Origin of the sequence: Lentzea flaviverrucosa (genome assembly GCF_003350445.1) — a bacterium.
Classification (GTDB): domain Bacteria; phylum Actinomycetota; class Actinomycetes; order Mycobacteriales; family Pseudonocardiaceae; genus Lentzea; species Lentzea californiensis.
In genome coordinates, this window is the sequence record NZ_QQAU01000011.1 from 276,079 (window position 1) to 297,740 (window position 21,662).

Sequence of the window (21,662 nt, forward strand, 5' to 3'; positions counted from 1 at the left end):
CGCGATGGCCGAGACGACTCATCCGGCCGCCGCTCTCGCCGGCCCTGACGTGGAGATCGACTGCGAGTACGGGATCCCCGGACTCGTTCGTGCGTGGACGCTTCAGACGCCCCACACCGTCGCGTGTGCCGACGGTGATCACCAGCTGAGCTACCTGGAGCTGGAGCTCGCGAGCGACAACGTCGCCAGGCGGCTGCTCGAGCTCACCGGTGGTGTCCGCGGCGCCGTGGTGCTGCGGATGCCGCGCGGTGTCGATCTCATCGTCGCGATCCTCGGGGTGCTCAAGGCCGGCTGCTGGTACCTGCCGATAGCGCTGGACGAACCCTCGTCGCGTGCCATCGGGATGGTTCGTGCGGCGCGGGCGGTGGCCGTTGTCGGACCTGAGCCGTTCGCGGACCTGCCGTGGATCGGGGCTGCCGCCGCACCGCCACTTCCGAGTGCGGACCTGCGTCCGCTACCGCCGGTCGCACCGGACGATCCCGTGTACGTCTTGTTCACGTCCGGCTCCACCGGCACACCCAAAGGCGTGCTGCTGGGCAATGCGGCCCTGAGCAACAGGATCCAGTGGATGCGTCGCGAGTACGACGTGACCTCGCGGGACGTCTTCCTCCAGAAGACCGTCAGCACGTTCGACGTAGCCGGGTGGGAGTTCTTCCTCCCTCTGGTGTCCGGCGCCCGGTGCGTCTACCCCGCAGAGGGCGAGCACCGCGATCCCGCCAGGGTGGCGGAACTGGTCATCGACCACGGTGTGACGATCTGCCACTTCGTGCCGTCGATGCTCGCGGAGTTCCTGCACACGGCCCGAGCAGGGGAGTGCGTGAGCCTGCGGGCCGTGTTCTGCAGCGGGGAGGCACTGGGAGCGGGCCTCGCCACGCGTTTCCACTCGCTCTCCGGCGCGGAGCTGCACAACCTCTACGGGCCGACCGAGGCAGCGATCGACGTGACGAGCTGGCAGGTGCCGTCGTCGCTGCGGCCGGACGACCCGGTGCCCATCGGTGCTCCCATCGACAACGTCCGGTTGTACGTCCTCGACGCCGAGCAGCGCGAGGTGGAGCCGGGTGACGCGGGCGAGTTGTGGATCGGTGGCGTCGCGGTCGCGCTGGAGTACGTCGGCCGGCCGGAGCTGACCGCGGCGGCGTTCCGGATGATCGGAGATGACCGCTGCTACCGGACCGGTGACCTGGTTCGCGTCGCGGGCGAGGTGCTGGAGTTCGTCGGCAGGGCGGACGACCAGGTCAAGGTCCGCGGCGTCCGCATCGAGCTGGGAGAGGTCGAGGAAGCGCTCGGCGCGCTCGCACAGGTCGGCTCCGCGGTCGCGCTGACGGTGCGGCCTGGGGAAGGACCCGCGGAGCTTGTCGCCGTCCTGGTGCCCGCAGAGGAGAACCGGCCGAGCGACGAGGAAGTCCGCGACCAGCTCCGCGAACGGTTGCCGCGGGCGTACCTGCCGACCGTGCTGCGATGGGTCGACCGCGTGCCGCTCACCCGCAGCGGCAAGGCAGACCGGAAGGCGCTGGCCGGCCTCTTCGAGGATCGCACCGGTCGCATCGCGGGCGATGAGCTCACCGGTGCGTGGTGGTCGGCTCTGGCCGAACCCGCCTGCGACGAACCTGAGACCGTCGGGTTCCTGAGGCTCGGCGGGCACTCGTTGACCGCGATCCGGCTGGTCGCGTGGTGCCGCGAGCATCTCCGCGTCGAGGTGCCGTTGTCCGCGTTGCTTGACGAGGATCTTTCGCTGGCCGGTCTGCGGCGGCTCGTGGACACCACGACTCCGGTTGTCCCGCGGGCCGTCCAGGAAGGACGCGCGGACGGTGGCTGTTCGCCGCTCGCCCCGGAGCAGCTCCGGATGTGGGTCTGGAGCCGGGTGCATCCCGGGTCGGCCGCGTACAACGTGGTGACCGCGCTGCGGATGACAGGCGCGCTGGACCTCGCCGCCCTTTCCGCCGCCCTCGACGACGTGGTGCGCCGGCACAGCGCCTTGCGCGCCCGTGTCGACGACACAGGCGTTGAGCCGGTGCTCCGCTACGCCGACGACGCGCGGCTGGAGTGGCTGGTGCGGGAAGCGGCTGCGGGGGTGGGTGACGATGCGGCGGCGGCGTTCGCCGACGAGGTGGCCGAGGTGGTCATCGACACCGGCCAGGCACCGATGATGCGGGCGGGCGTGCTCCGGTCGGCGCAGGACGCGGTGCTCGTGCTTTCGCTGCACCACATGATCTCCGACCAGCAGGCCGTCGATCTGGTGCTCCGAGACGTCGCCGACGCCTACCGCGCCCTGGTCACCGGGCACCCGTCCGGGCAGGAGCGGGCACCGGATCTGCGGGACCACATCGCCGCCGCCGTGGCACGGGTCGGAGATGAGCAGTGGCAGGCGGATCTGGCGCACTGGAAGGCGACGCTCGACGGCTGCCCGGCCGAGCTCGGTCTGCCCTTTCGACTTCCGTCACCGCACACCCCGGCCTTCCGCGGTCGCCGGCACCGTCGCGGGTTCGGCGCGAACCGCACCGCGCGGATCCGCGAGCTCGCGAAACGACAGGGCGACACGGTCGCGACGACGATCCTCTCGTGCGTCTCGGTCGTGCTGTCGGCCTGGACGGCCCAGGAGACGATCGTCCTGGGCATGCCGGCGTCCCGTCGCCGCACGATGGCGGAGCAGGAGCTCGTCGGATTCCTGGTCGACACGTTGCCGATCCGGGTGGACGTGCGGGCCGAGGTCCCGTTCGCCCAGCTGATGTCGCAGGTGCGGCGCAGGCGGATCGACGCCATGGAGCATCACACGCCGTCCTTCGACGCGGTGGTGGAGGCGTTGCGCCTGCCGTCGTCACCGGACTCGTCACCTCTGTTCCAGGTCTGGGTGAACGATCTCAGTGAGGCGGCGCCACTGCCGTCGCTGCCTGAGTTGGTCGTGGAGCCGGTGGAGCCGTCCGAGGTTCCCGCGCTGTTCGACTTGAACGTGTACCTGCGTCGCGGCGACGACGGCCTGGTGCTCGATCTGGTGTACAACGTCGATCGCGTTCCCGGTGATGTCGGGGAAGAGCTCGCCGACCAGTTTCTCCTCGTGCTGGACCAGATCCTCGGACGACCGGATGTTCCGGTGGGGGAGCTGAGCCTGCGCACCTCCCGTGCGCCGGGCTGGCGGAGCACCGCGGACCTCGGCGGCGAGCTGCACGTGCTCGACGTGGCCGAGCGCTTCCACGCGGTCGCTGCGGCGACCGCGGAGGCACCGGCCGTCGTTCTGCCGGACGGTGAGGTGATCACCTATCAGGAGCTGCGCGGGCAGGTCGCCGACTTCGCCGCCGGGTTGTCGCCGGGCACCGTCGTCGAGCTCAGGAGTGCTCGCAACGGCCGGCTCCCGGTCGCGTTGCTCGGCACCTGGTCGGCCGGTGCCGTCGCGGCGCTGGTCGACTCGACGCTGCCGGAGGCACGCCGACAGGAGTGCCACGAGGTCCTGAACCCCGCCGTGGTGGTCGATCTCGCGGGCGGAACCGAACACCGGACGGAGACCGGTGCACCGCGTGCCCTCCCTGGCGCGAGCCACGTGCTGTTCACCTCGGGCACGTCGGGTCGTCCTGCCGCCGTCGTCGTCGAGAGCGGTCCGCTGGCGGCCGGTCTCACCTGGTACCTCGACACGTACCGGCCTGGGCCGGGTGACCGCGTCGCGTTGCTGAGCGGTCTCGGGCACGACCCGGTCCTGCGCGATGTGCTCGTGCCGCTGCTGAGCGGCGGCGTGCTCGTCATACCGCCGCTGGAGATCTTCGCGACTCCCGTGCAGGTGTTCGACTTCGTGCGCGACAACGGCATCACGATCCTGCACGCCACCCCTGCCCTGCTGGAGCTGCTGCTGGCGGGTGCGGCGCACACCGGTGCGCTCCTGCCGTCGGTGCGCCTCGTCGTCTCCGGTGGAGCGCCGCTCGACGGGGATCTGGGGCGCCGGCTGCGCGCCTGCACGGACGCGCTGCTCATCAACGCCTACGGCACCACCGAGACACCGCAGATCGCCGCCGCTCACGTGGTCGGCTCGGCGGTGACCGGCACCGCGCCGATCGGTTCCGCTGTGCCGGGAACAGATGTCGTCGTGCTCGACGCTTCCGGCCGGCCGGCCGGCGTCGGCCAGCGCGGTGAGATCGTCGTCCGCGGTTGCCACCTCGCTCGCGGCTATCTCGCGGGCAGCGGACCGGAGGAGAGGTTCGGCCCGGACCCGCTTGGTGTCGCCGGTGTGCGCCTGTTCCACACGGGTGACCTCGGCCGGTTCGATCCTTCAGGGCTCGTGCACATCGCTGGGCGTGCCGACCGGCAGGTTCTGGTGAACGGCACGAGGGTCGAGCTCGGCGAGATCGAGCACGTCGCGTTGAGCCACCCCGGCGTCCGGCAGGCGGTCGTCGCACTGCGAGACGATCTGCTCAGCCTCCAGGTGGTGCCGGTTGCGCACGACCCGGTACAGGCCGAGGAGCTGCGCGGTTACCTCCGCGGCAGGCTGGCGGCCGCGGCCGTGCCCTCGGCCGTGCACGTCGTCGCGGAGATCGCCACGACGGTCAACCACAAGTCGATCGTCGCCGAACCCGTGCTCGCGAGCCTGCCCGACCCCGCTCTGCGTCCGGCCGCGACGGTGATCACCGACGTGCTGCACGACATCGCGGGCAGGGCAGTCGGCCCTGACGAGAACTTCTTCGAGGCGGGGATCAACTCCATCGCCCTGCTGCGGGTGCACGCCCGGCTCCGGCAGGCACTCGAGCTGGAGCTGGAGCTGCCGGTGCTCGCCCTGTTCACCCACACCACCGTCCGGTCCCTGGCGTCCTACCTGAGCGACGGCGAGGGTGACGGCCGGGTCGTGCCGGTCGCGAGGCCGGCGGTGCCGCACCTGTCGAACGCGGCCAGGCGCCGCAGGCAAATTCGTGAAGAGCTGTACCAAGAAGTCTGGGGGACGAAGTGAACGACGTCGCAGAGCCAGTGGCGATCATCGGCCTGGCGGGTCGCTTTCCCGGCGCGAGCAACGTCGGGCAGTACTGGCGGAACCTCGAGCGCGGCACGGAGACCATCGCGTTCCCCTCCGACGACGAGCTTGCCGCGATCGGGGTGCCACATGACGCGCTGACCGACCCGGACTACGTCAAGGCCGTCGCGCTCGCCCCCGGTGTGGATCAGTTCGACCCCGGCTTCTTCGGGTTCACCCCGAAGGAGGCCAAACTCGCCGACCCGCAGCTCCGCCTGTTCCTGGAAACGTCGCACGCCGCCATCGAGAACGCGGGCTACGACCCGCACCGGATCGCCGACGTCGGCGTCTTCGGCTCGGCCGGTGTCAACCGGTACGCGGAGCTCCACGGATCCGCGGGTGGCGCGGTCCGCAGCGCCTCGGGAATCTCGCTCGGTGTGCTGAACAACTCGGACTACATCGCCACCCTCGTGTCGTACAAGTTCGACTTCCGAGGGCCGAGCATGACGGTGCAAACCGCCTGCTCGAGCTCTCTGGTCGCCGCTCACCTGGCGATTCAGGCGCTGCGCAACGGCGAGTGCTCGATGGCGATCGCCGGAGGCGCCGACGTCGAGTTCCCCGTCGGCCACGGACACTGGTGGGCACCGGGCAGCCCGCTGAGCCGCGACGGGCACTGCCGCCCGTTCGACCGCGACGCCAACGGGACCATCTTCGGCAGCGGTGTCGGTGTGGTCGTGCTGAAGCGGCTGGGCGACGCGATCGCCGACGGCGACCACATCCGGGCGGTGATCCGCGGAACCGCGATCAACAACGACGGATCGGACAAGGTCGGGTTCAGCGCACCGAGCGTGTCGGGTCAGGCCGCCGCAGTGGTCGAAGCGATGCTCATGGCAGGTGTGCGGCCGGACCAGGTGTCCTATGTGGAGGCTCACGCCACCGGCACGCCGCTCGGTGACCCGATCGAGGTCGCCGCGCTGACGAGCGCCTACCGCAGGCTCGCCGCCGACGTCGAGACCGGCAGCGTCGCTCTGGGCTCGGTGAAGGGCAACATCGGCCACCTGGGGCACGCGGCCGGTGCTGCGTCGTTGATCAAGACCGTGCTGGCTCTCGAGAACGAGACCCTCCCGGCGAGCATCAACTTCAGCGACCCCAACCCGAAGCTCGGTCTCGAGCAGTCGCCCTTCCACGTCAACGACACGACGCGAGCCTGGCCGAGGACCGAGGGATCGCCGCGCATCGCCGCGATCAACTCGCTCGGCATCGGCGGCACCAACGTCCACGCGATCATCGAGGAGGCACCGGTGCGGCCGTCCGCCACACCGGTGGAACGGCCTCGGCTCGTCGTGTGGTCCGCGAAGTCCGAGCAGGCTCGTGACGCTCTGCGCGACGAGCTCGCCACGACTCTCGCGGCGCGGGACGACGTGTTCCTCGCCGACGCCGTGGCGACACTGCGTCACGGTCGCACCGCACATCCGGTCAGGTCGGCGGTCGTGGTCGCGAACGCCGGGGAAGCCGGTGCCGTGCTGACCGGGCAGGCCGCGGTGGTGTCGGGTACCGCCGGGGGCCGCCGTCCGGTGACCTTCCTGTTCCCCGGCCAGGGGTCTCAGCACGCGGCGATGGCGGTGGAGCTCCACGCGACCGAGCCGGTGTTCGCCGCGGCGTTCGACGAGTGCCTTGATCTCTTTGAGCAGCAAGGTGTTCCCGCACGCGAGCGGTGGCGTTCGGCGGCGGCGGACGAGGAACTCCAGCACACGGCGCTCGCGCAACCCCTGCTCTTCGCCGTCGAGTACGCGCTCAGCCGGATGTGGCGGTCCTGGGGCGTCGAACCGGTTCGCCTGCTCGGTCACAGCGTCGGAGAGCTGACGGCCGCCGTGGTGGCCGAGGTGTTCTCGTTGCCCGACGCGGTGCTTCTCGTGGCGGCGAGGGCACGGGCGATGGCGGCCATGCCGGCCGGTGCGATGCTCGCGGTCTCCGCGCCGGAGGACCAGGTGCGCTCGTTGCTGCCCGGCACGCTGACCGTCTCCGCGGTGAACGCGCCGCGGCAGGTCGTTGTGGCGGGTGCGGAGGACGAGATCGCGCGGTTCGCCGAGCTGCTGGCCGAGCGCGGCCTGCCAGGTCAGCGAGTGCGCACGTCCCACGCGTTCCACAGCCCGTCGATGGCACCGGCGGCCGCCGAGTTCGAAGCGGCGTTCTCCGGTGTCGAGCTGCGTGCGCCGAAGATCGCGGTGTTCTCCGCGGCGACCGGTGCGCGGCTCACCGACGCCGAGGCGACCGATCCGGAGTTCTGGGCGGGCCAGCTCACCGCGTCCGTGCTGTTCGGCGACGCGTTGTCGGCGCTGCTCGGCGACGCCCCGCAGGTCCTTCTGGAGGTGGGCCCTGGGCGCGTCCTTTCCAGCGTGGCCAAGCAGCACCCCCAGGTGGTCGACGGCGAAAGCGCTGTCGCGATGACGTTGCCCCGACGCGGGTCCGGCATGAGCGAGTGGAAGTCGGTGCTGACGGCGGTCGGGCAGCTCTGGGTCGAGGGGCACGAGATCGACTGGACGGCGCTCGACCCGGCGCCGATGCGGCGAGTGGAGCTGCCCGGCTACCCGTACGAGCGGCAGCGGTGCTGGATCGAGACCGCAGAACCCGTTGTCGCACAGGAGCCCGCGGCACCGGCGGTGGCCGCGGAGCCGGGCGGCGGCCAGGAACGAGCGGATGACCCTTCGCCGTTCTCCACCGTGATCTGGCAGCAGACGCCGTTGGACATGCGGACCGGCGTGGAGGGCGAGGTGACCGCGCTCGTGCTGTTGCCGGACGAACGCGCCAGGGCAGTCGACGTCGTCACGGCGCTGCAACAGGCCGGGATGAGGGTCGTCGCGGTTCACCGGTCCGAGAGCTACCGGGAGACCGCCGGTGGTGGCTTCCAGATCCGGCCGCACGTCGCGGACGACCACGAGCGGATGTTCGCCGCGTTGGCGGAGCGCGGTTCGTACCCCGGCCTGGTGGTGCACGCTCTCACCCTCGGCGAGTGGGAACCTCCGGCCGCCTCGACGGTGTCCGGGCAACTCCACGACTCCTTCCACACCTTGCTGCACCTCGTCCAGCAGGGCGCGCGCAAGGCGGGCTCCGCCGGTCTTCCGCACGTGCTCGTGCTGACCGATCGTTCCGTCGACGTGTCGGGTGGCGAGACGGTGAACCCGGTCAAGGCCGTGCTGCACGGTCTCGCCCGCACACTCCCGCTCGAGGAGCCGCGTGTCACCTGCAAGGTCGTCGACATCGGTGCGGGGATCGACGAGGACGACCTCGTCGCCGAGCTCGTCCAGTGGAACACCACGGAGATCGTGGCGCTGCGCGGACGACGCAGGTGGACGAGGACGTTCGACGCCTACCACCCGGTGCCGGACGGGCGCACGTCGTTGCGCCGCAACGGTGTCTACCTCATCACCGGCGGCACCGGAGGGCTCGGGCTCGAGGTGGCCAAGGGACTGGTGCGTACTGGCTTGCGGCCGAACCTGGTGCTGCTGAGCCGCCGTGGCCTCGCCGAGGGCGCCGAGCTCGACGACCTGCTGCGCGCCGGTGACCAGGACACGGTGCGGGTGCACGACGCCGTGCAAGAGCTGGAGGAGCTCGGCGCGCGATGCCGGGTGGTGGCGGCGGACGTGACCAACGCACGTGCGGTGCGCCGCGCGGTGGACATCGCGGTCGCCGAGTTCGGTGCGTTGCACGGAGTTCTGCACCTCGCCGGAGTCCCCGGCGGCGGCATGCTGCACCTTCGCGGCCACGACGACGCCGACGCCGTGCTGGCGCCGAAGGTGCTCGGCACGCTGGCACTCGGTGAAGCACTGCGCGGCAAGGCGGATCTCGACTTCTTCGTGTCGTTCTCGAGCACCGCCGCGGTCGACGGGCTGCTGGGCAGCGGCGACTACGCGGCGGGCAACGCGTTTCTGGACGCGCACGCGGAGTCGGTCGTCGCGCCTCGTGGCCGGGTGCTGAGCATCAACTGGCCCGCGTGGAACACCGTGGGCATGGCCGTGCCCGGACTGCGCAAGATCGCCGGTGCGGCGGAACACCTGTGGTCCGCGCGGCTCGACCCGCGGAGCTTCCCGATCCTCGACGAGCACCGGATCAACGGCAGGGCGGTGTTGCCGGGAACGGCGTACCTGGACTTCGCGGTGCGCGCGTTCCGGGCGAAGGTGCTCGCGGGCGCTGCGGGATCCGTGGAGCTCGGCAACGTCGTCTTCCAGCGACCGCTTGTGGTGGAGGAGCCACGCGTCCTGGAGGTCTCCTTCGAACGTGATGGTGAGCGCTGGCGGTTCGTGGTCAGCTCACGCACCGAGGCACGGAGCGACGACGTGCGGATCCACACGGTCGGCACTGCGGCCGTGGCCGACCGGCCTCGCCGCCAGGTCGACGTGGGGGCACTGCAGGCCAGGATGAGCGACCGGCGCCGTCCGCCGACGCCGCAGACCGCGCGTCGCCTGTTCGCGCTGGGGCCGAGGTGGAACAACATCACCACCATCGGGTTCGACCCCGAGACCGCGGACGAGAAGCTGTTGTGGCTCGATCTGCCGGACGTCTACGCCGCCGAGATCGCCGAGCACGAGCTGCACCCGACGTTGCTCGACACCGCCACGTCGTTCGTGCGCGACCCGGAACGCGACGACTTCCACATGCCGTTCACCTACCGGTCCGTGGTGGTGCACGAGAGCATCCCCGCGAAGCTCTTCAGCCACATCCGCAGGCGTCCCGGCGCCGAGCGGCTGATCACCGCCGACGTGGACCTCGTAGACGAGGGCGGCGCGGTCGTGGTCGAGGTGACCGGCTTCGCGATGCGCCGGGTCGGGGAGGGGTTCGACGTCACGGCGGAGTCCGCCGCCGAGCAGGACGTGGCCGTCGAGGACGGCAGGCAGGCCGTGCCGCCGCAGACCGGGATCGACCCGGAGGTGGGCGTGGCTCTCCTCATCCGCCTGCTGGAGGCGCGGACGCCGCGGCAGGTCGTCGTCGCCCCGTTCCGCGACGGCAAACCGCTGGTCCGCGCCGCGACCAGGGTGACCGCCGTAGAGCCGGTGCGTGCCGCGGCTGCCGAACTGACGCCCGCGAAACCTGAGGTCACGTCCTCGGCCGCGCAACCGGTGGTCCCCGCCGCGCCGGCCGGGTCCGGTTCCGTGCTGGAGGCCCTGCGGGAGATGTGGACCGAGGCGCTCGGGATGCCGCAGATCGATCCCGGCGACGACTTCTTCGACCTTGGCGGGAACTCGCTCACGGCGGTGGAGCTGATGACGTTGGTGCGCAAGCGGTTCGCCATCGACCTCAGCATCGCGTCGCTCTTCGAGTTCCCGACACTCGCGGGTCTCGCGGACGAACTGAGCGCGCTGGGCGCCAAGCCGTGACCGGAACGAGCCCGAGCCACCTCACCCGTCTCGCTCCCGGTTGGTCGCTGTGGCGGCTCAGTGCGCTGAGGGGCGCCGGCATGCCGTTCGACTGGCTGGCGGGGTTCTCCGCCGCCACGGATCTCGACGCGGACGGGCAGAGTGCCGCGGCGGAACGGGTCATGCGTGAGCCGAGGTTCGTCGAGGCGCTGGCGTGGCAGAACCCAGCGGCTGTGCGCAGCTGGCTCGCCAAACACGTGACAGCCGCGGACAGCGGGAATCCGTTGCGGCGCAGCGGCTACCGGCAGGCGGTGCTCGGACGGTACGCCCAGCGCTACTGCGCGAAGAACGACACGATCGGGTTCTTCGGCCCGGTGGCTTGGGCGAGGTTCGACGAGTCGGGGGACACGCTGCGTGCCGCCGGGACGGGCCGCATCCGGCGCCGCAGCGTGCATTTCGAGACGTGGGCGGTGGAGGCGCTTTCGGTGGCCTGGCAGGCGGATCCGGAGGTGGCCGCGCACATACCGGTCCGGCTCAACCCGGCCGTGTCCTTCGACGGGCAACGTGCGCGGCGGCCGTGGCGTACGGACGTGGAGCTGACTGCTCCGCAACAGGCTCTGATCCGCGCGGCCCGGTCGCAGGTCGGTTTCGCCGAGGCGGCGAAGGCCGCCGCGGCCGAGACGGGGTGCGCGGTGGCGGATGCCGAGCAAGAGCTGCGGACACTCGTGGAGGCGGGGCTCGTGCTCGCCGGGTTCGTCGTGCCGCTCGACGAACAGCCGGAAGTCGCGCTGCGCCAACAGGTTTCGCGGATCGTCGACGACACCGCGCGGGCGCGCCTGCTCGGCGTGCTGGACGAACTCGAGGCTCGGCGCGGTGAGGTGGCAGCGGCGGCCGGTGATCCGCTCGCCGTGCACGCTGCGCTGGAACGGTTGGGAGACGCCTTCACCATTGCCTCCGCGGTCGCGGCCGGCCGGACCAAGCAGGAGAGCCCGCGCGGCCGGACCGTGGTGTACCAGGACTCCCGCCGCGATCTCGACGTCGTGGTCGGGGCGGATCTGCTCGATGGTGTGCGGGCGCCGCTCAGCCTTCTGCTCGACGCGGCGTCCTGGCTCGCCCGTGAGACGGGCGCGGCGGTGGGCGAGGTGCTGGCCGACCGTTACCGCTCGTTGTCGCGCAGGACGGCGGAAGTGCGGCTGAGCGAGCTGTACTTCAGTGCGGCCGACGTGCTGACGGGAGCCGAAGGCACCGTGGTGCACGAGGTCGTGGACGACTTCCAAGCCAGGTGGGCGGAACTTCTGCGGTGCGGCAGGCGGGACGAACACGACCAGGAGATCCGGCTGTCCACCGAGGACGCCGCCCGGCTGGCGCCGGCGTTGTTCCCCCAGGGGGAACCTGTCTGGACGGCGGCCAAGTACCACAGTCCTGATCTGATGCTCGCGCGCACCGCCGACGGGCATCGATGGGTGCTCGGTGAGCTGCACGTCGCGATGAACACCTTGGAAAGCCGGCTGTTCCACACCCAGGCAGACGACCGGGCCGAGCTGAACGCCGCGGTCGCCGCGGACATGTCGGGGGCGACGCGCGTGATCGCGTTGCAGCCCAACGACTCGCCCGAGGTGAGCCCGAGAACCTACCCGCCGCTGGCCGTGCACGTGTCCGGCCAGTACCTCTACTGGTCCTTCGGCGAGGACAGTGGTGCGCCCGAACGCTCGCGAACCTGGCCCGCGGTGGGGCTTCTCGTCTCGGAACGCGCGGGTGAGCTCGTGGTCAGCTCACCGTGCGGTACGTGGACCGCCCCCGTGCTGGAGGTTCTGGGCGAGTTCCTGTCGGCGCTCGTCGTCGACAGGTTCCACCTGCTGCCGCCAGCCCCGCACAGGCCCAGAGTGGTGATCGACGACGTCGTGGTGACGCGGCGGAGCTGGCGAGTTCCCGCCGTGGAGCTGCCGTTCGACGCGAACAAGATCGCCGTGCTGGCGGACGCACTGCGCGCACGCGGGGTGCCCCGGCACGTGTTCGTCCGCACGGCAGTCGAGAGCAAGCCGTTCTACGTGGACCTGGACGCACCGTTGCTGTTGCGCAACCTCGCGCGGGTCCTGCGGCTGGTGCGGGAACTTCCGCCGGAGCGAGGTCACGTCGACATCGTGGAGATGGCGCCTGATCCAGACGAGCTCTGGCTCACCGATGACGCGGAACAGCGCTACACCAGCGAGTTCCGGGTGATCGCGGTGCACGACCTGTCGGCACCGGGAGCCGTCGCGGCGGACTGACATCCACATCGGACGAAATGTGTCACTTCATGGGGGGCGAAGGTGGATCGGCGAGGAATTCTGCGCAAGGCGCTGTTGGTGCGACGTGTCGAGGAGAAGCTCCTGGAGCTGTTCGCGTCCGGCGAACTGGCGGGAACGGTGCACACGTGCGTCGGGCAGGAGTTCTCCGCAGCCGTGATCAGCGAGCACATTCGTGATCACGACGCCGTCTTCTCGAACCACCGGTGCCACGGGCACTACCTCGCCACCACCGGTGACGTGCCCGGCCTCGTCGCCGAGGTCATGGGACGACGCGCCGGTGTGTGCGGTGGACGCGGCGGCAGCCAGCACCTCCACCGCGGCAACTTCCTGTCGACCGGAGTCCAGGGCGGATGCGTGCCCATCGCCGCGGGGGCCGCGCTGGCGAGGAAGACGAGGAACGACGGTGGGGTCGCGGTCTGCTTCATCGGCGACGGCACTCTCGGGGAGGGCGTCGTCTACGAGGTGCTGAACCTGGCTTCGCTGTGGAAGCTCCCGCTCGTGCTGGTGGTGGAGGACAACAGCTACGCCCAGTCCACCCCGCGAACCGCCGCGCTGGCGGGAACCATCGCCGCCCGTGCGAGTGCTTTCGGCGTCGAGAGCGCTCGCGCGGACACGTGGAGCTGGGAGGAGCTCTGGGCGACGGCGGGCAAGGCCTTCGACCACGTGAGGTCGGGTGGGGGACCGTTCCTGCTGGAGGTGCAGACTTATCGGCTCGGGGCACACTCCAAAGGGGACGACGACCGCGACCCGGCGGAGATCGCCGCGCGCGTGGCTTCGGACCCGCTGAACACGCTGCTTCGCGAGGGAAGCGACGACCTGCCGCACCTCGACGAGGAGATCAGGGTGTTGGTCGACAGTGCCGTCGCGGAGGCCCTCGCCTCGTCCGCTGAAGCCGAAGTCCCTTCCTGGCCAGGGGAACCGGCGGTGTCGCGGCGGTGGAGCCCGGCCTCGGCCGACCCCACGAGGTTCGTGGACGCACTGCGGGCGTCACTCGACCAGCTGCTGCACCGTCGCGAGGACGTTCACGTGCTAGGGGAGGACGTGGAATCTCCCTACGGGGGAGCGTTCAAGGCGACCAGGGGCCTCTCGTTCGATCACCCGGGCCGGGTGCGCAACACCCCTATCTCGGAAGCCGCGCTGGTCGGTGTGGCGACAGGCTTGTCGCTGAACGGGTTCCCCACCTTCGCGGAGATCATGTTCGGCGACTTCGTCACGCTGGCGGCGGATCAGATCATCAACCACGCGGCCAAGCTCGGCTTCCTCGCGGGCGGCGACGAACCGCCGGTCGACGTGGTGGTGCGCACGCCGATGGGCGGCGGACGGGGGTACGGGCCCACGCACAGCCAGTCGCTGGAGAAGATCTTCTTCGGAGTTCCCGGTCTGCGCGTCCTGGCCTTCAACAGCCTGCTCGGCCCGAAGGCGCTCGTCGAGGAGCTGGGACGCGGAGGAGCCGGGCCGACGCTGCTGCTGGAGAACAAGCTGCTCTACGGCCGCCAGGTGGGTGCGGAACAGCCGCGCGGCTTCACCACGTTCGTCTCGGACGAGCGGTTTCCGACCGCGCTCGTGCGGTCGCAGAAGCAGCCTCATGTGACCCTGCTGGGCTACGGCGGCGTCTGCGACGACCTCCTGGTCGCCTGTCGCCGGTTGTTCCTGGAACACGATCTCATCGCCCAGGTGCTCTGTCCCACGGCGGTGCACCCCTTCCGGCTGGCGGCTTACGCCGATGTCCTCAACGCCGCGCCTGCCCTCGTGGTCGTCGAGGAGGGGCAGGGGTTCGGCGGGTTCGGTGCGGAAGTCCTCGCGCAGGTGACCGAGCTCGGGCCGGCGGGACCGCGGGTGCGTCGCGTCGTGCCGGCCGCTTCCCCGCTGCCCGCCAGTCGTGAGGCGGAGCGGAGGGTGCTCCCCTGCGTGGACGACATCGTGCGAGCGGCCGTCGAGATGCGGTCGCCGACAGCGGCCAGCCGGGAGGTCTCGTGAGCCGGCTGGACTTCACGGTGGCGAGCGCCGACGGCATCGACGACCTGGACCCTGTCGAGCTCGACCAGCTCGCGGTCGGTTCTCCCGCTCTATACCGCGCGGATCTCGCGCGACTCGAGATGGCGCAGCTGGGCCGTGGCAGCGACGTCGGGTACCTGTCGGCCCGCACCGGTGATGGACGATGTGCCGGGCTGGTGCCGTGGTACGCGGTTCACCCGCCGTTCGACGAGTCGGTCGATCCGGTTTCCCTGTTCGGCTCACCGCCTGACGTACGGCAACTGCTCCTCGCTGGATCACCCGGCCGGTCCGTGAACTTCCTCGCCGTGGGGGCAGACGCCGACGAGCCCGGCCGGCTCCGCGTCGTCGACCAGCTGGTCGACGAGCTCAAGCTCGCCGCTCGTGCCCTCGGAGCCCGCTTCATCCTGTTCCCGCACCTGACCGCGGGGCAGACCCGTTTGCTCGGCCCGCTGCTGCCGGGCCCAATCGCGAGCAACTCCCAGCAGAAGGCCGTACTGCCGGTGCGGTGGTCGTCCTTCGACGAGTACGTGTCCTGGCTTCCCCACGGGCGCAGAGCCGCTGTCCGCTCGGAACGCCGACGGTTCCTGCAGAGCGATGTTGTCATCCGCGAACACCCGCTCGACGACGTCACCGAGGAGATGGCACCGCTGCTCGCCCAGACCGAAAGCCGCTACGGTCGCGACCTGACGCCCGACCAGATGGAGCTCTACCTGGCGACGATCGCGGCGTTCCACGGTGACAACGCATCTGTGCTGGCAGTCTGGCGCGGAGAGCAGCCGGTCGCCTTCGCACTGCTCATCGACGGCGGCAGCACCTGGGACGTGCGTGCGTGGGGTCGCGACTACAGCCTGCCCGGCGATGACGCGCTCTACTTCAACATCCTCTTCTACGAGCCGATCATTCGCGCGGCCGAGCGCGGTGTCGGGCTTCTCGACTTCGGCACAGGATCGCTGCGGTCGAAGGCCCTGCGCGGGTGTGACCTCGAGGAGCTCACGACGGTTCTGCTCGAGGTCGACGGTGGGTGAGGTGGAGGATCTGGTGAAGCCGCAGACTCGTTCGGACGGGGACGACCGGCTGGAGAAGCTGGTCGACGCCGTCGTCGTGGTATCGCAGGATGTTCTTGGTGTCACGGACATCAGGCCCGATGACCTGCTGCTAGACCTGTGCGACGACACCAGGCAGGCTGTTCGCATCGTGGCTTTGCTGAGGCAGTGGCTGGCGGTCGACCTCACGGTGTTGGAACTGCTCGACGAGGGCACTCCGAGAGAGCTGGCGGCTCTCCTAGCCGACCGTGGCGCGTCGGTCGAGAACGAGCTTCCCTATGCGAAGGAGCACGGCGCCCTGCCCGTTGGCTCGTGGCAACGGTTCTGGGACACCACCTACCGCTACTCGCGCGCGCGCGACAACAACGGGCTCGACACGTCGGGCTGGTTCGACAACCGGACGCTCGAGCCGCTGCCCGCGGAGCAGATGGAGGAGTGGGTCGGGAGCTCGGCGGATCGCGTGCGTTCGCTGCGGCCGTCGACGATTCTCGACATCGGTTGCGGTACAGGACTGATGCTGTTCCGGCTGGCGCCGTCCTGCACCAGGTACGTCGGCGTCGACTTCTCCGCGCAGGCGATCTCCGACCTGCGCGAGAGCGTCGGCAAGGGCAGCCGACTCGCACACGTCGAGCTGCTGCACGGCGCCGCGATCGACGCCGCCGAGATCGTGCGGGGCACGTTCGACGTGGTCCTGCTCAACTCGGTCATCCAGTACTTCCCCGATGCCGCTCACCTGGCGGACGTGCTGTCGAGCCTGCGGTCCGTCGTCGCGCCCGGCGGGGCGATCTTCGTAGGTGACGTCAGGAACGCGGATCTGCGCGAGGCCTTCCACACCGATCTGGTGACGAGCCGCGGCCCCGTGTCGATCGGGTCGAAGGATCTCGCCGACGAGGTGGCGTGGCTGACCTCGGCGGACACCCAGCTGCAGGTGTCGCCGCGAGAGCTGGCGGCGATGGCCGATCAGCTAGGCGCTTCGAGGTTCACCGCACTGGTGCGTCGCGGCGCCCATGCGACGGAGATGAACCGCTTCCGGTTCGACGCGATCTTGGAGTTCGGAGGGGACGGCCAAGACACGGCGGGGGTGGAATTGTCCTGGCTGCCTGCGATGGATCTCGGTGCGATCGAGCGGCTCGTCGACGGCCTGGGACCGGGGGACACGGTCGTCGTGCGCGGGCTGCCGGACTCGCGGACTCACGACGCCGTGAGGGTGTGGAAGACGCTGAACGGCGAGGCGGACGGCGGGGAGGTCGCGTCTCCGCTGGATCCGGAGCGGCTGTGGGCTCTCGGTGCCCGTGCGGGCTGCGGAGTCGCGGTGGGACCGGGCGACGAGGCAGGGCGGGTGGACGTGGCGTTCCGGCGAGGACGCGGTGACCTCGCTGCCGCACGCCTGCTCGGTGCGGCAGTTTCCAGGTGGCCCCGTGCATGACTGGTAACCGCAGGATCCTGGCTTTGGATCGAATCGCGGGAACGTTGTACGTGGACAACTCAACTGCTCCTTGATCTGCACTGCGCGGACGTCGACTTCGCGATCGACCGTGCGTTGTAGGCAAAGCTGCCTCAAGGTCGCCGAGCAGAGACTCCTTTACTCGGCTGGTTACACTTGGAGATGACCTGGAAGAACAGGCCGGAGCACGACGCTCAGTCGTTCCACGACTGGGGGTCAAGGGGTCGCAGGTTCAAATCCTGTCGTCCCGACGGTCTGAATCAGCCCGCTGATTCTGGGTGAAAGCCCAGTCCAGCGGGCTTTTTCGTGCGCTCGAAACAATCTCCGCTTGATCATCATTTTCATGATCAAAAGGCGGATGAAGGAGCCAAGAAGGAGGCGCTGGCTCCTTCGTTTTGACTAACGTCAAATGGGGTCGCCACGAACGGGTGAACTTGCTGAACGACGCTGAACAGGGCACCAACCGGCCCGAGCTGACTTCATCTGCGGCTAACAGGTCACGGCGGTCCGCAGGCCGACGGGGAGTGTGCGGTCGCGTCGAAGTCGTGAATGTGCGCGAACCTCTGCGTATCGACCCGTATTGCAGCGTTCTTGCCGCAATACGGGCTATCAGGCTCGGGCTTGGTCACACGGGCTGTGCGCTCGCTGCGGGTGCGCATACAGCGAGATCGCGTCTGCCTGCGTCACCGCGCCTGTCGGCGTGGATGATGGACGTCCCTTGTCGTTGCGCAGCAGAACGTAAGAAACTTTGAATGTCCTCATCGATCGCGGCCAGCCGCTACTCCGCAGGCTCAGTACCTATCTGCACGGTGCACATCCAGGCCCGAGTGCAGGCGACGTACAGCTTACGGTCGGTGTCTTCCTCGTGGGTAAGTCCGCCCTGAAGCCGAGCTCGTTCGAACCTGGGTCTGCTGCACGAGTAGGTGACAGTGGTAGTCACGCAGCCTGATTGGCTGGCGTGGTCATGATTGCTTCGTTCGATGGGGGTCGACCTGCAGAGAGCAGCTTGGCGTCTGCGGCGATGCTAGGTGCGTTCGATCCAGGTGACGATCGCGATCCGGAGTTCCTCGCGGGTGGACCAGGTGCGCCGGTTGAGAACGTTGTTCTGCAGCAACGCGAAGAAGCTTTCCATGGCGGCGTTGTCACCGGCGGCGCCAACCCGGCCCATCGAGCCGGACAGCCCGTGATGAGCGAGCGCACGGACGAATTTCCTGAAACGAAATTGCGATCCACGGTCGGCGTGGACCACGCAGCCGGCGACATCGTCACGTCGCTCGACGGCGCTGGTGAGCGCGGTGACGGCGAGCCGGGACTTCATCCGGGAGTTGATCAAGTAGCCGACGATCCGGCGGGAGCAGACGTCCTTGACCGCGCACAGGTACAGCTTTCCCTCTGTGGCCCGGTGTTCGGTGATGTCGGCCAGCCACAGCCGGTTCGGTGCCGCGGCGGTGAAGTCGTGGCGGACCAGGTCGTCGTGGACCGGCGGGCCGGTCTTCTTGCCGTTGCGGCCGCGTTTCTTGCCGAACGCGCTCCACCGGCCCATGGCCGAGCAGATTCGCCACACGGTCCGATCCGCTATCGACTGGCCGGCGTCACGCGCTTCGTCGGCTAGGAACCGGTAGCCGAACTCCGGATCGTCACTGTGCTCGTCGAACAACGCGTTCGCCCGATACGCCCGCTCGAGGGCTGTCCCGGTGACCGGCCGGGAACGCCACCGGTAGTACGGCTGTCGAGCGATGTTCAGGACCCGGCACGTCACCGCGACGGGGATCCCGTCGGCGGCGAGCTCGGTCACGAGCGGATAGAGCCTTTTCCTGGCAGGTTCGCCTGCGACAGATACGCGGTCGCCCGGCGCAGGACCTCGTTCTCCTGCCCCAGCAACTTGATCCGCTTACGCGCCTCACGCAGCTCCGCCGACTCGGCCCGGCTTGCTGCCTTCATCTTGTACTTCACCCTCGATGAGCTGAAACTACTGCGGCCAGCGACACCGGTACCGCGCGAGGCTTTCTCGATCTGGACCTAACAGCTGCATCAGCCCAGCCGGCGTCGTGAGCCAGCGTGCGGGCGCGCCCCCCATCCCCTTCTCCTTGAGGCCCTCCGGTGAAGTGGTCAGCGCACGCTGGACAGCGGAGCTGACCACGCCGGCCGCCGTGAGCGTGCCGGTTTGGTCATCGGTAGCGCGACCGGGAGAGCCAATCTGGATTCCGGTGAGCACGATAAGTTCACTTCGGACTAAGAAGTGCGTGCCGTGATGGTGTCGAGGTCGCGGGTGGCGAAGCGCAGGTGCTCCCACTCCTCCTCCAGAATCGTGTGGAGGCAAGACAGAACAGACTCCGGGTGCTCGGGGTTCCACGGGTTCTTGCGCACCACTGCTAGATCGGCCGGTGTCACCGCGCCGCGGAAGTCGCGGACCATCGTCCTCCGCTCGGCCCGGGCCTGCAGCACCTCGGCGTAAGGCGGGGCGGCCGAGGCGAAGACGGTCATGTCCTGACCGTCGGTCTCGTACTCGGCGTTGGGCAGGCCCAGAGGGGGGTAGGGCTGCTCAACTTCCAGGACGGCCCGGCCGAGCCAGGTGTCGGTCGCCATGACGAGGTGCCGGATCGTCTGGGCGAATGACCATCACCGTCCACTGACATATCGGCCGTGCCCGATGGCATCGTCGCCACCCGCTCCAGCGCCGCAGCCCAACCGGCTTCTACCTTGGCCCACGCCGCGCGCAACCCGGTCGGGTCCTGCGCACGCCGCTCATCCCGGCCGGGGAAACGCCGGTTGAGCTCGGACTCGACGAACGGTGTGACATCGACCCGTTGACGCGCAACACGCTCTCGCCATCGAGCAACCACGGCGCGTCGGTGTCCATGTCAGTGACGTCCACCGCACGCATGAGCACACCGGACAGATATGCACGGGTGAACCGGGCGCCCCGCAGGCTCAAATCGACGAACGCGGCTCCACGCAAGTCGTCGGGGTGGCTGAAGCGCGTCATGGGCTGAGTCCTCTCTCGGCCGGAGAGCGGCGAGTTCCCTCGACGTCAGTCGAACCGAGATTCTGCCGGACAGCTCAACGCGCTGGTGTCTCAGGAAGAGTCGCAGCGTTCGCCGAAGCGTCGCAAGTACTCTCGCACCGCTGGGACCCAGCTGCCGTTCGCCGCGATGTACCGGCATGCGGCAGCTGTCCCGGCTCTGGTCGTCGCCCCGCCGGTTGACGAAATGAAGTCCATCCTCTTGGCCGAGGGCCTCGGCAACCACGACATCGCCGCGCGGTTGCTTGTGGCCCTGACGACGGTAAGACACATGTCGCCGCGCTCATGACCAAGACGGGTGCGGACAACCGCGTTCGGCTCGCCGTCCTCGCCCACGCCGCCGGACTCCTGTGACCGGGGACAACAGGAGGAGTGGACCGCTGGCCAGGGTTACTACGAACGGTATCGTCGCGTCGTGACGTCACCTGCCCGCGCCGGTGCCACGCCGATGTGGCCGGAACTGCCAGAAGCAGCCCGTGACGTGCTGATGGAAGTGCTGATCCACGGGGCGATGTCTCGAGCCGAGATCGCGCCGAGGGTGCGCTTGTCGAGGGCGACCCTCACCCGTGCGGCCAGGGTGCTGGTCGGTCATGGGCTGCTTGTCGAGGGTGGCACCGAACTGCGCTCCTCCACCGGCCGTCCCTCGGAGATCCTGCACGTCCGCGGAGAGGCGCACCAGTTCCTGGGCGTGAAGCTCACCGCCGATCGCCTCTATGCCGTCGTCGCCGACCTGACCGCCACTGTGACCGATGCGGTCGAGCAGCCGTTGCGTTCCACCGATCCCGCCGAGGTCGTCGCCCGGATCGCCGAGCTCGCGGCCGACCGCCCGTGGTTGACCGGGATCGGTGTCACGCTCGGCGGTGTCGTTCGTGACGGCGTGGTCGTGGATGCCGGGTTCTTGGGCTGGAAGGACGTGCCGCTCGCGGAGTCGGTCGCCAGGGCGACCGGGCTGCCCGTCGTCGTCGACAACGACGTCCAGGCGTTGACCTTCGCCGAGCACTGGTTCGGTGCCGGTGCGGGCGTGGAGTCGATGGTGGTGATCACCATCGGAGCGGGCGTCGGCACCGGTCTGATCATCGACGGCAAACTCGTTCGAGGAGCACACCGCTTGCCGCCTCGCTTCGCCCACCTCCTCGTCGACCCCAGGGGACCGCAGTGCGGCTATGGCCATCGCGGCTGTGCCTCCAGCTACCTGATGAGCCATGTCATCGCGCGCCGACTCGACGGCTGCGCCACTTACGACGAGGCGGTCGAACGGGCGCAGGCCGACGATCCTGATGCCAAAGAGGTCTTCGCCGAGGCCGGCTACGCGCTCGGTGTCCTCATCGGACACGCCGCCAACTTCCTCGACCCGGCCAAGATCCTGCTCACCGGAGACGGCCTGCCCGTCTACGAACTCGCCCTTGAACGGGTCCATGACGGAATCGAGGACACCTACGAGGACGATCCCACCCTGATCGACCTGAACGTACAACCGTTCGACTTCGGCGAATGGGCACGCGCCGCCGCCGTGCTCGCCCTCAAGGCGGCGATCACCGGCACCACCTGATCGCACCGCCGGGGGAGCGGTGGAGGTCTGGGCGCCCGGTCGGGGC

7 protein-coding genes and 2 pseudogenes are annotated in these 21,662 nt (G+C 69.5%); 7 read left to right on the forward strand and 2 right to left on the reverse strand.

The annotated features are described in order from the left end of the window. Positions 1-4 precede the first annotated feature (4 nt). From DFR72_RS30835 to DFR72_RS30860, 6 genes are all read left to right on the forward strand, one after another. On the forward strand, positions 5-4,924 hold the full coding sequence (locus tag DFR72_RS30835; protein ID WP_090069563.1) for a non-ribosomal peptide synthetase: 4,920 nt from the start codon (positions 5-7) through the stop codon (positions 4,922-4,924). Further along, a complete protein-coding gene (locus DFR72_RS30840; protein ID WP_090069564.1) occupies positions 4,921-10,296 on the forward strand; it encodes a type I polyketide synthase in 5,376 nt (1,791 codons plus the stop codon). The genes DFR72_RS30835 and DFR72_RS30840 overlap by 4 nt, the downstream gene beginning before the upstream one ends. Before the next feature lie 80 nt (positions 10,297-10,376). Further along, positions 10,377-12,542 (forward strand): lantibiotic dehydratase, encoded by a 2,166-nt coding sequence (locus DFR72_RS30845; RefSeq protein ID WP_143086876.1) that lies wholly within the window; start codon positions 10,377-10,379, stop codon positions 12,540-12,542. Between the two features lie 42 nt (positions 12,543-12,584). Then, positions 12,585-14,540, forward strand: a complete 1,956-nt coding sequence (locus DFR72_RS30850) for an alpha-ketoacid dehydrogenase subunit alpha/beta (protein ID WP_090069567.1) — start codon at positions 12,585-12,587, stop codon at positions 14,538-14,540. After that, on the forward strand, positions 14,537-15,583 hold the full coding sequence (locus tag DFR72_RS30855; protein ID WP_090069569.1) for a GNAT family N-acetyltransferase: 1,047 nt from the start codon (positions 14,537-14,539) through the stop codon (positions 15,581-15,583). Before DFR72_RS30850 ends, DFR72_RS30855 begins: the two co-directional genes overlap by 4 nt. 13 nt (positions 15,584-15,596) lie before the next feature. After that, positions 15,597-17,027 carry a class I SAM-dependent DNA methyltransferase gene (locus DFR72_RS30860; protein WP_170176474.1) on the forward strand — a complete coding sequence of 477 codons (1,431 nt, stop codon included), beginning with the start codon at positions 15,597-15,599 and terminating at the stop codon, positions 17,025-17,027. Between the two features lie 1,045 nt (positions 17,028-18,072). On the opposite strand, the pseudogene DFR72_RS30865 reads toward DFR72_RS30860, so the two are convergent. Continuing rightward, positions 18,073-18,962, reverse strand: a pseudogene (locus tag DFR72_RS30865) (IS3 family transposase); the annotation flags it as partial. Positions 18,963-19,277: 315 nt separating this feature from the next. Then, positions 19,278-19,652 (reverse strand): annotated as a pseudogene (locus DFR72_RS46465) (DinB family protein); the annotation flags it as partial. Between the two features lie 830 nt (positions 19,653-20,482). Here DFR72_RS46465 and DFR72_RS30885 point away from each other — a divergent pair. Further along, positions 20,483-21,616, forward strand: coding sequence for an ROK family transcriptional regulator (locus tag DFR72_RS30885; protein WP_245983657.1), 1,134 nt, complete (start codon positions 20,483-20,485; stop codon positions 21,614-21,616). The last annotated feature ends 46 nt before the right edge of the window (positions 21,617-21,662 follow it).

Bases quoted from the DNA above. Each gene is read 5' to 3' on its own strand.
- DFR72_RS30835 (WP_090069563.1), top strand. From the start codon at position 5: ATGGCCGAGACGACTCATCCGGCCGCCGCTCTCGCCGGCCCTGACGTG.
- DFR72_RS30845 (WP_143086876.1), top strand. From the start codon at position 10,377: ATGCCGTTCGACTGGCTGGCGGGGTTCTCCGCCGCCACGGATCTCGAC.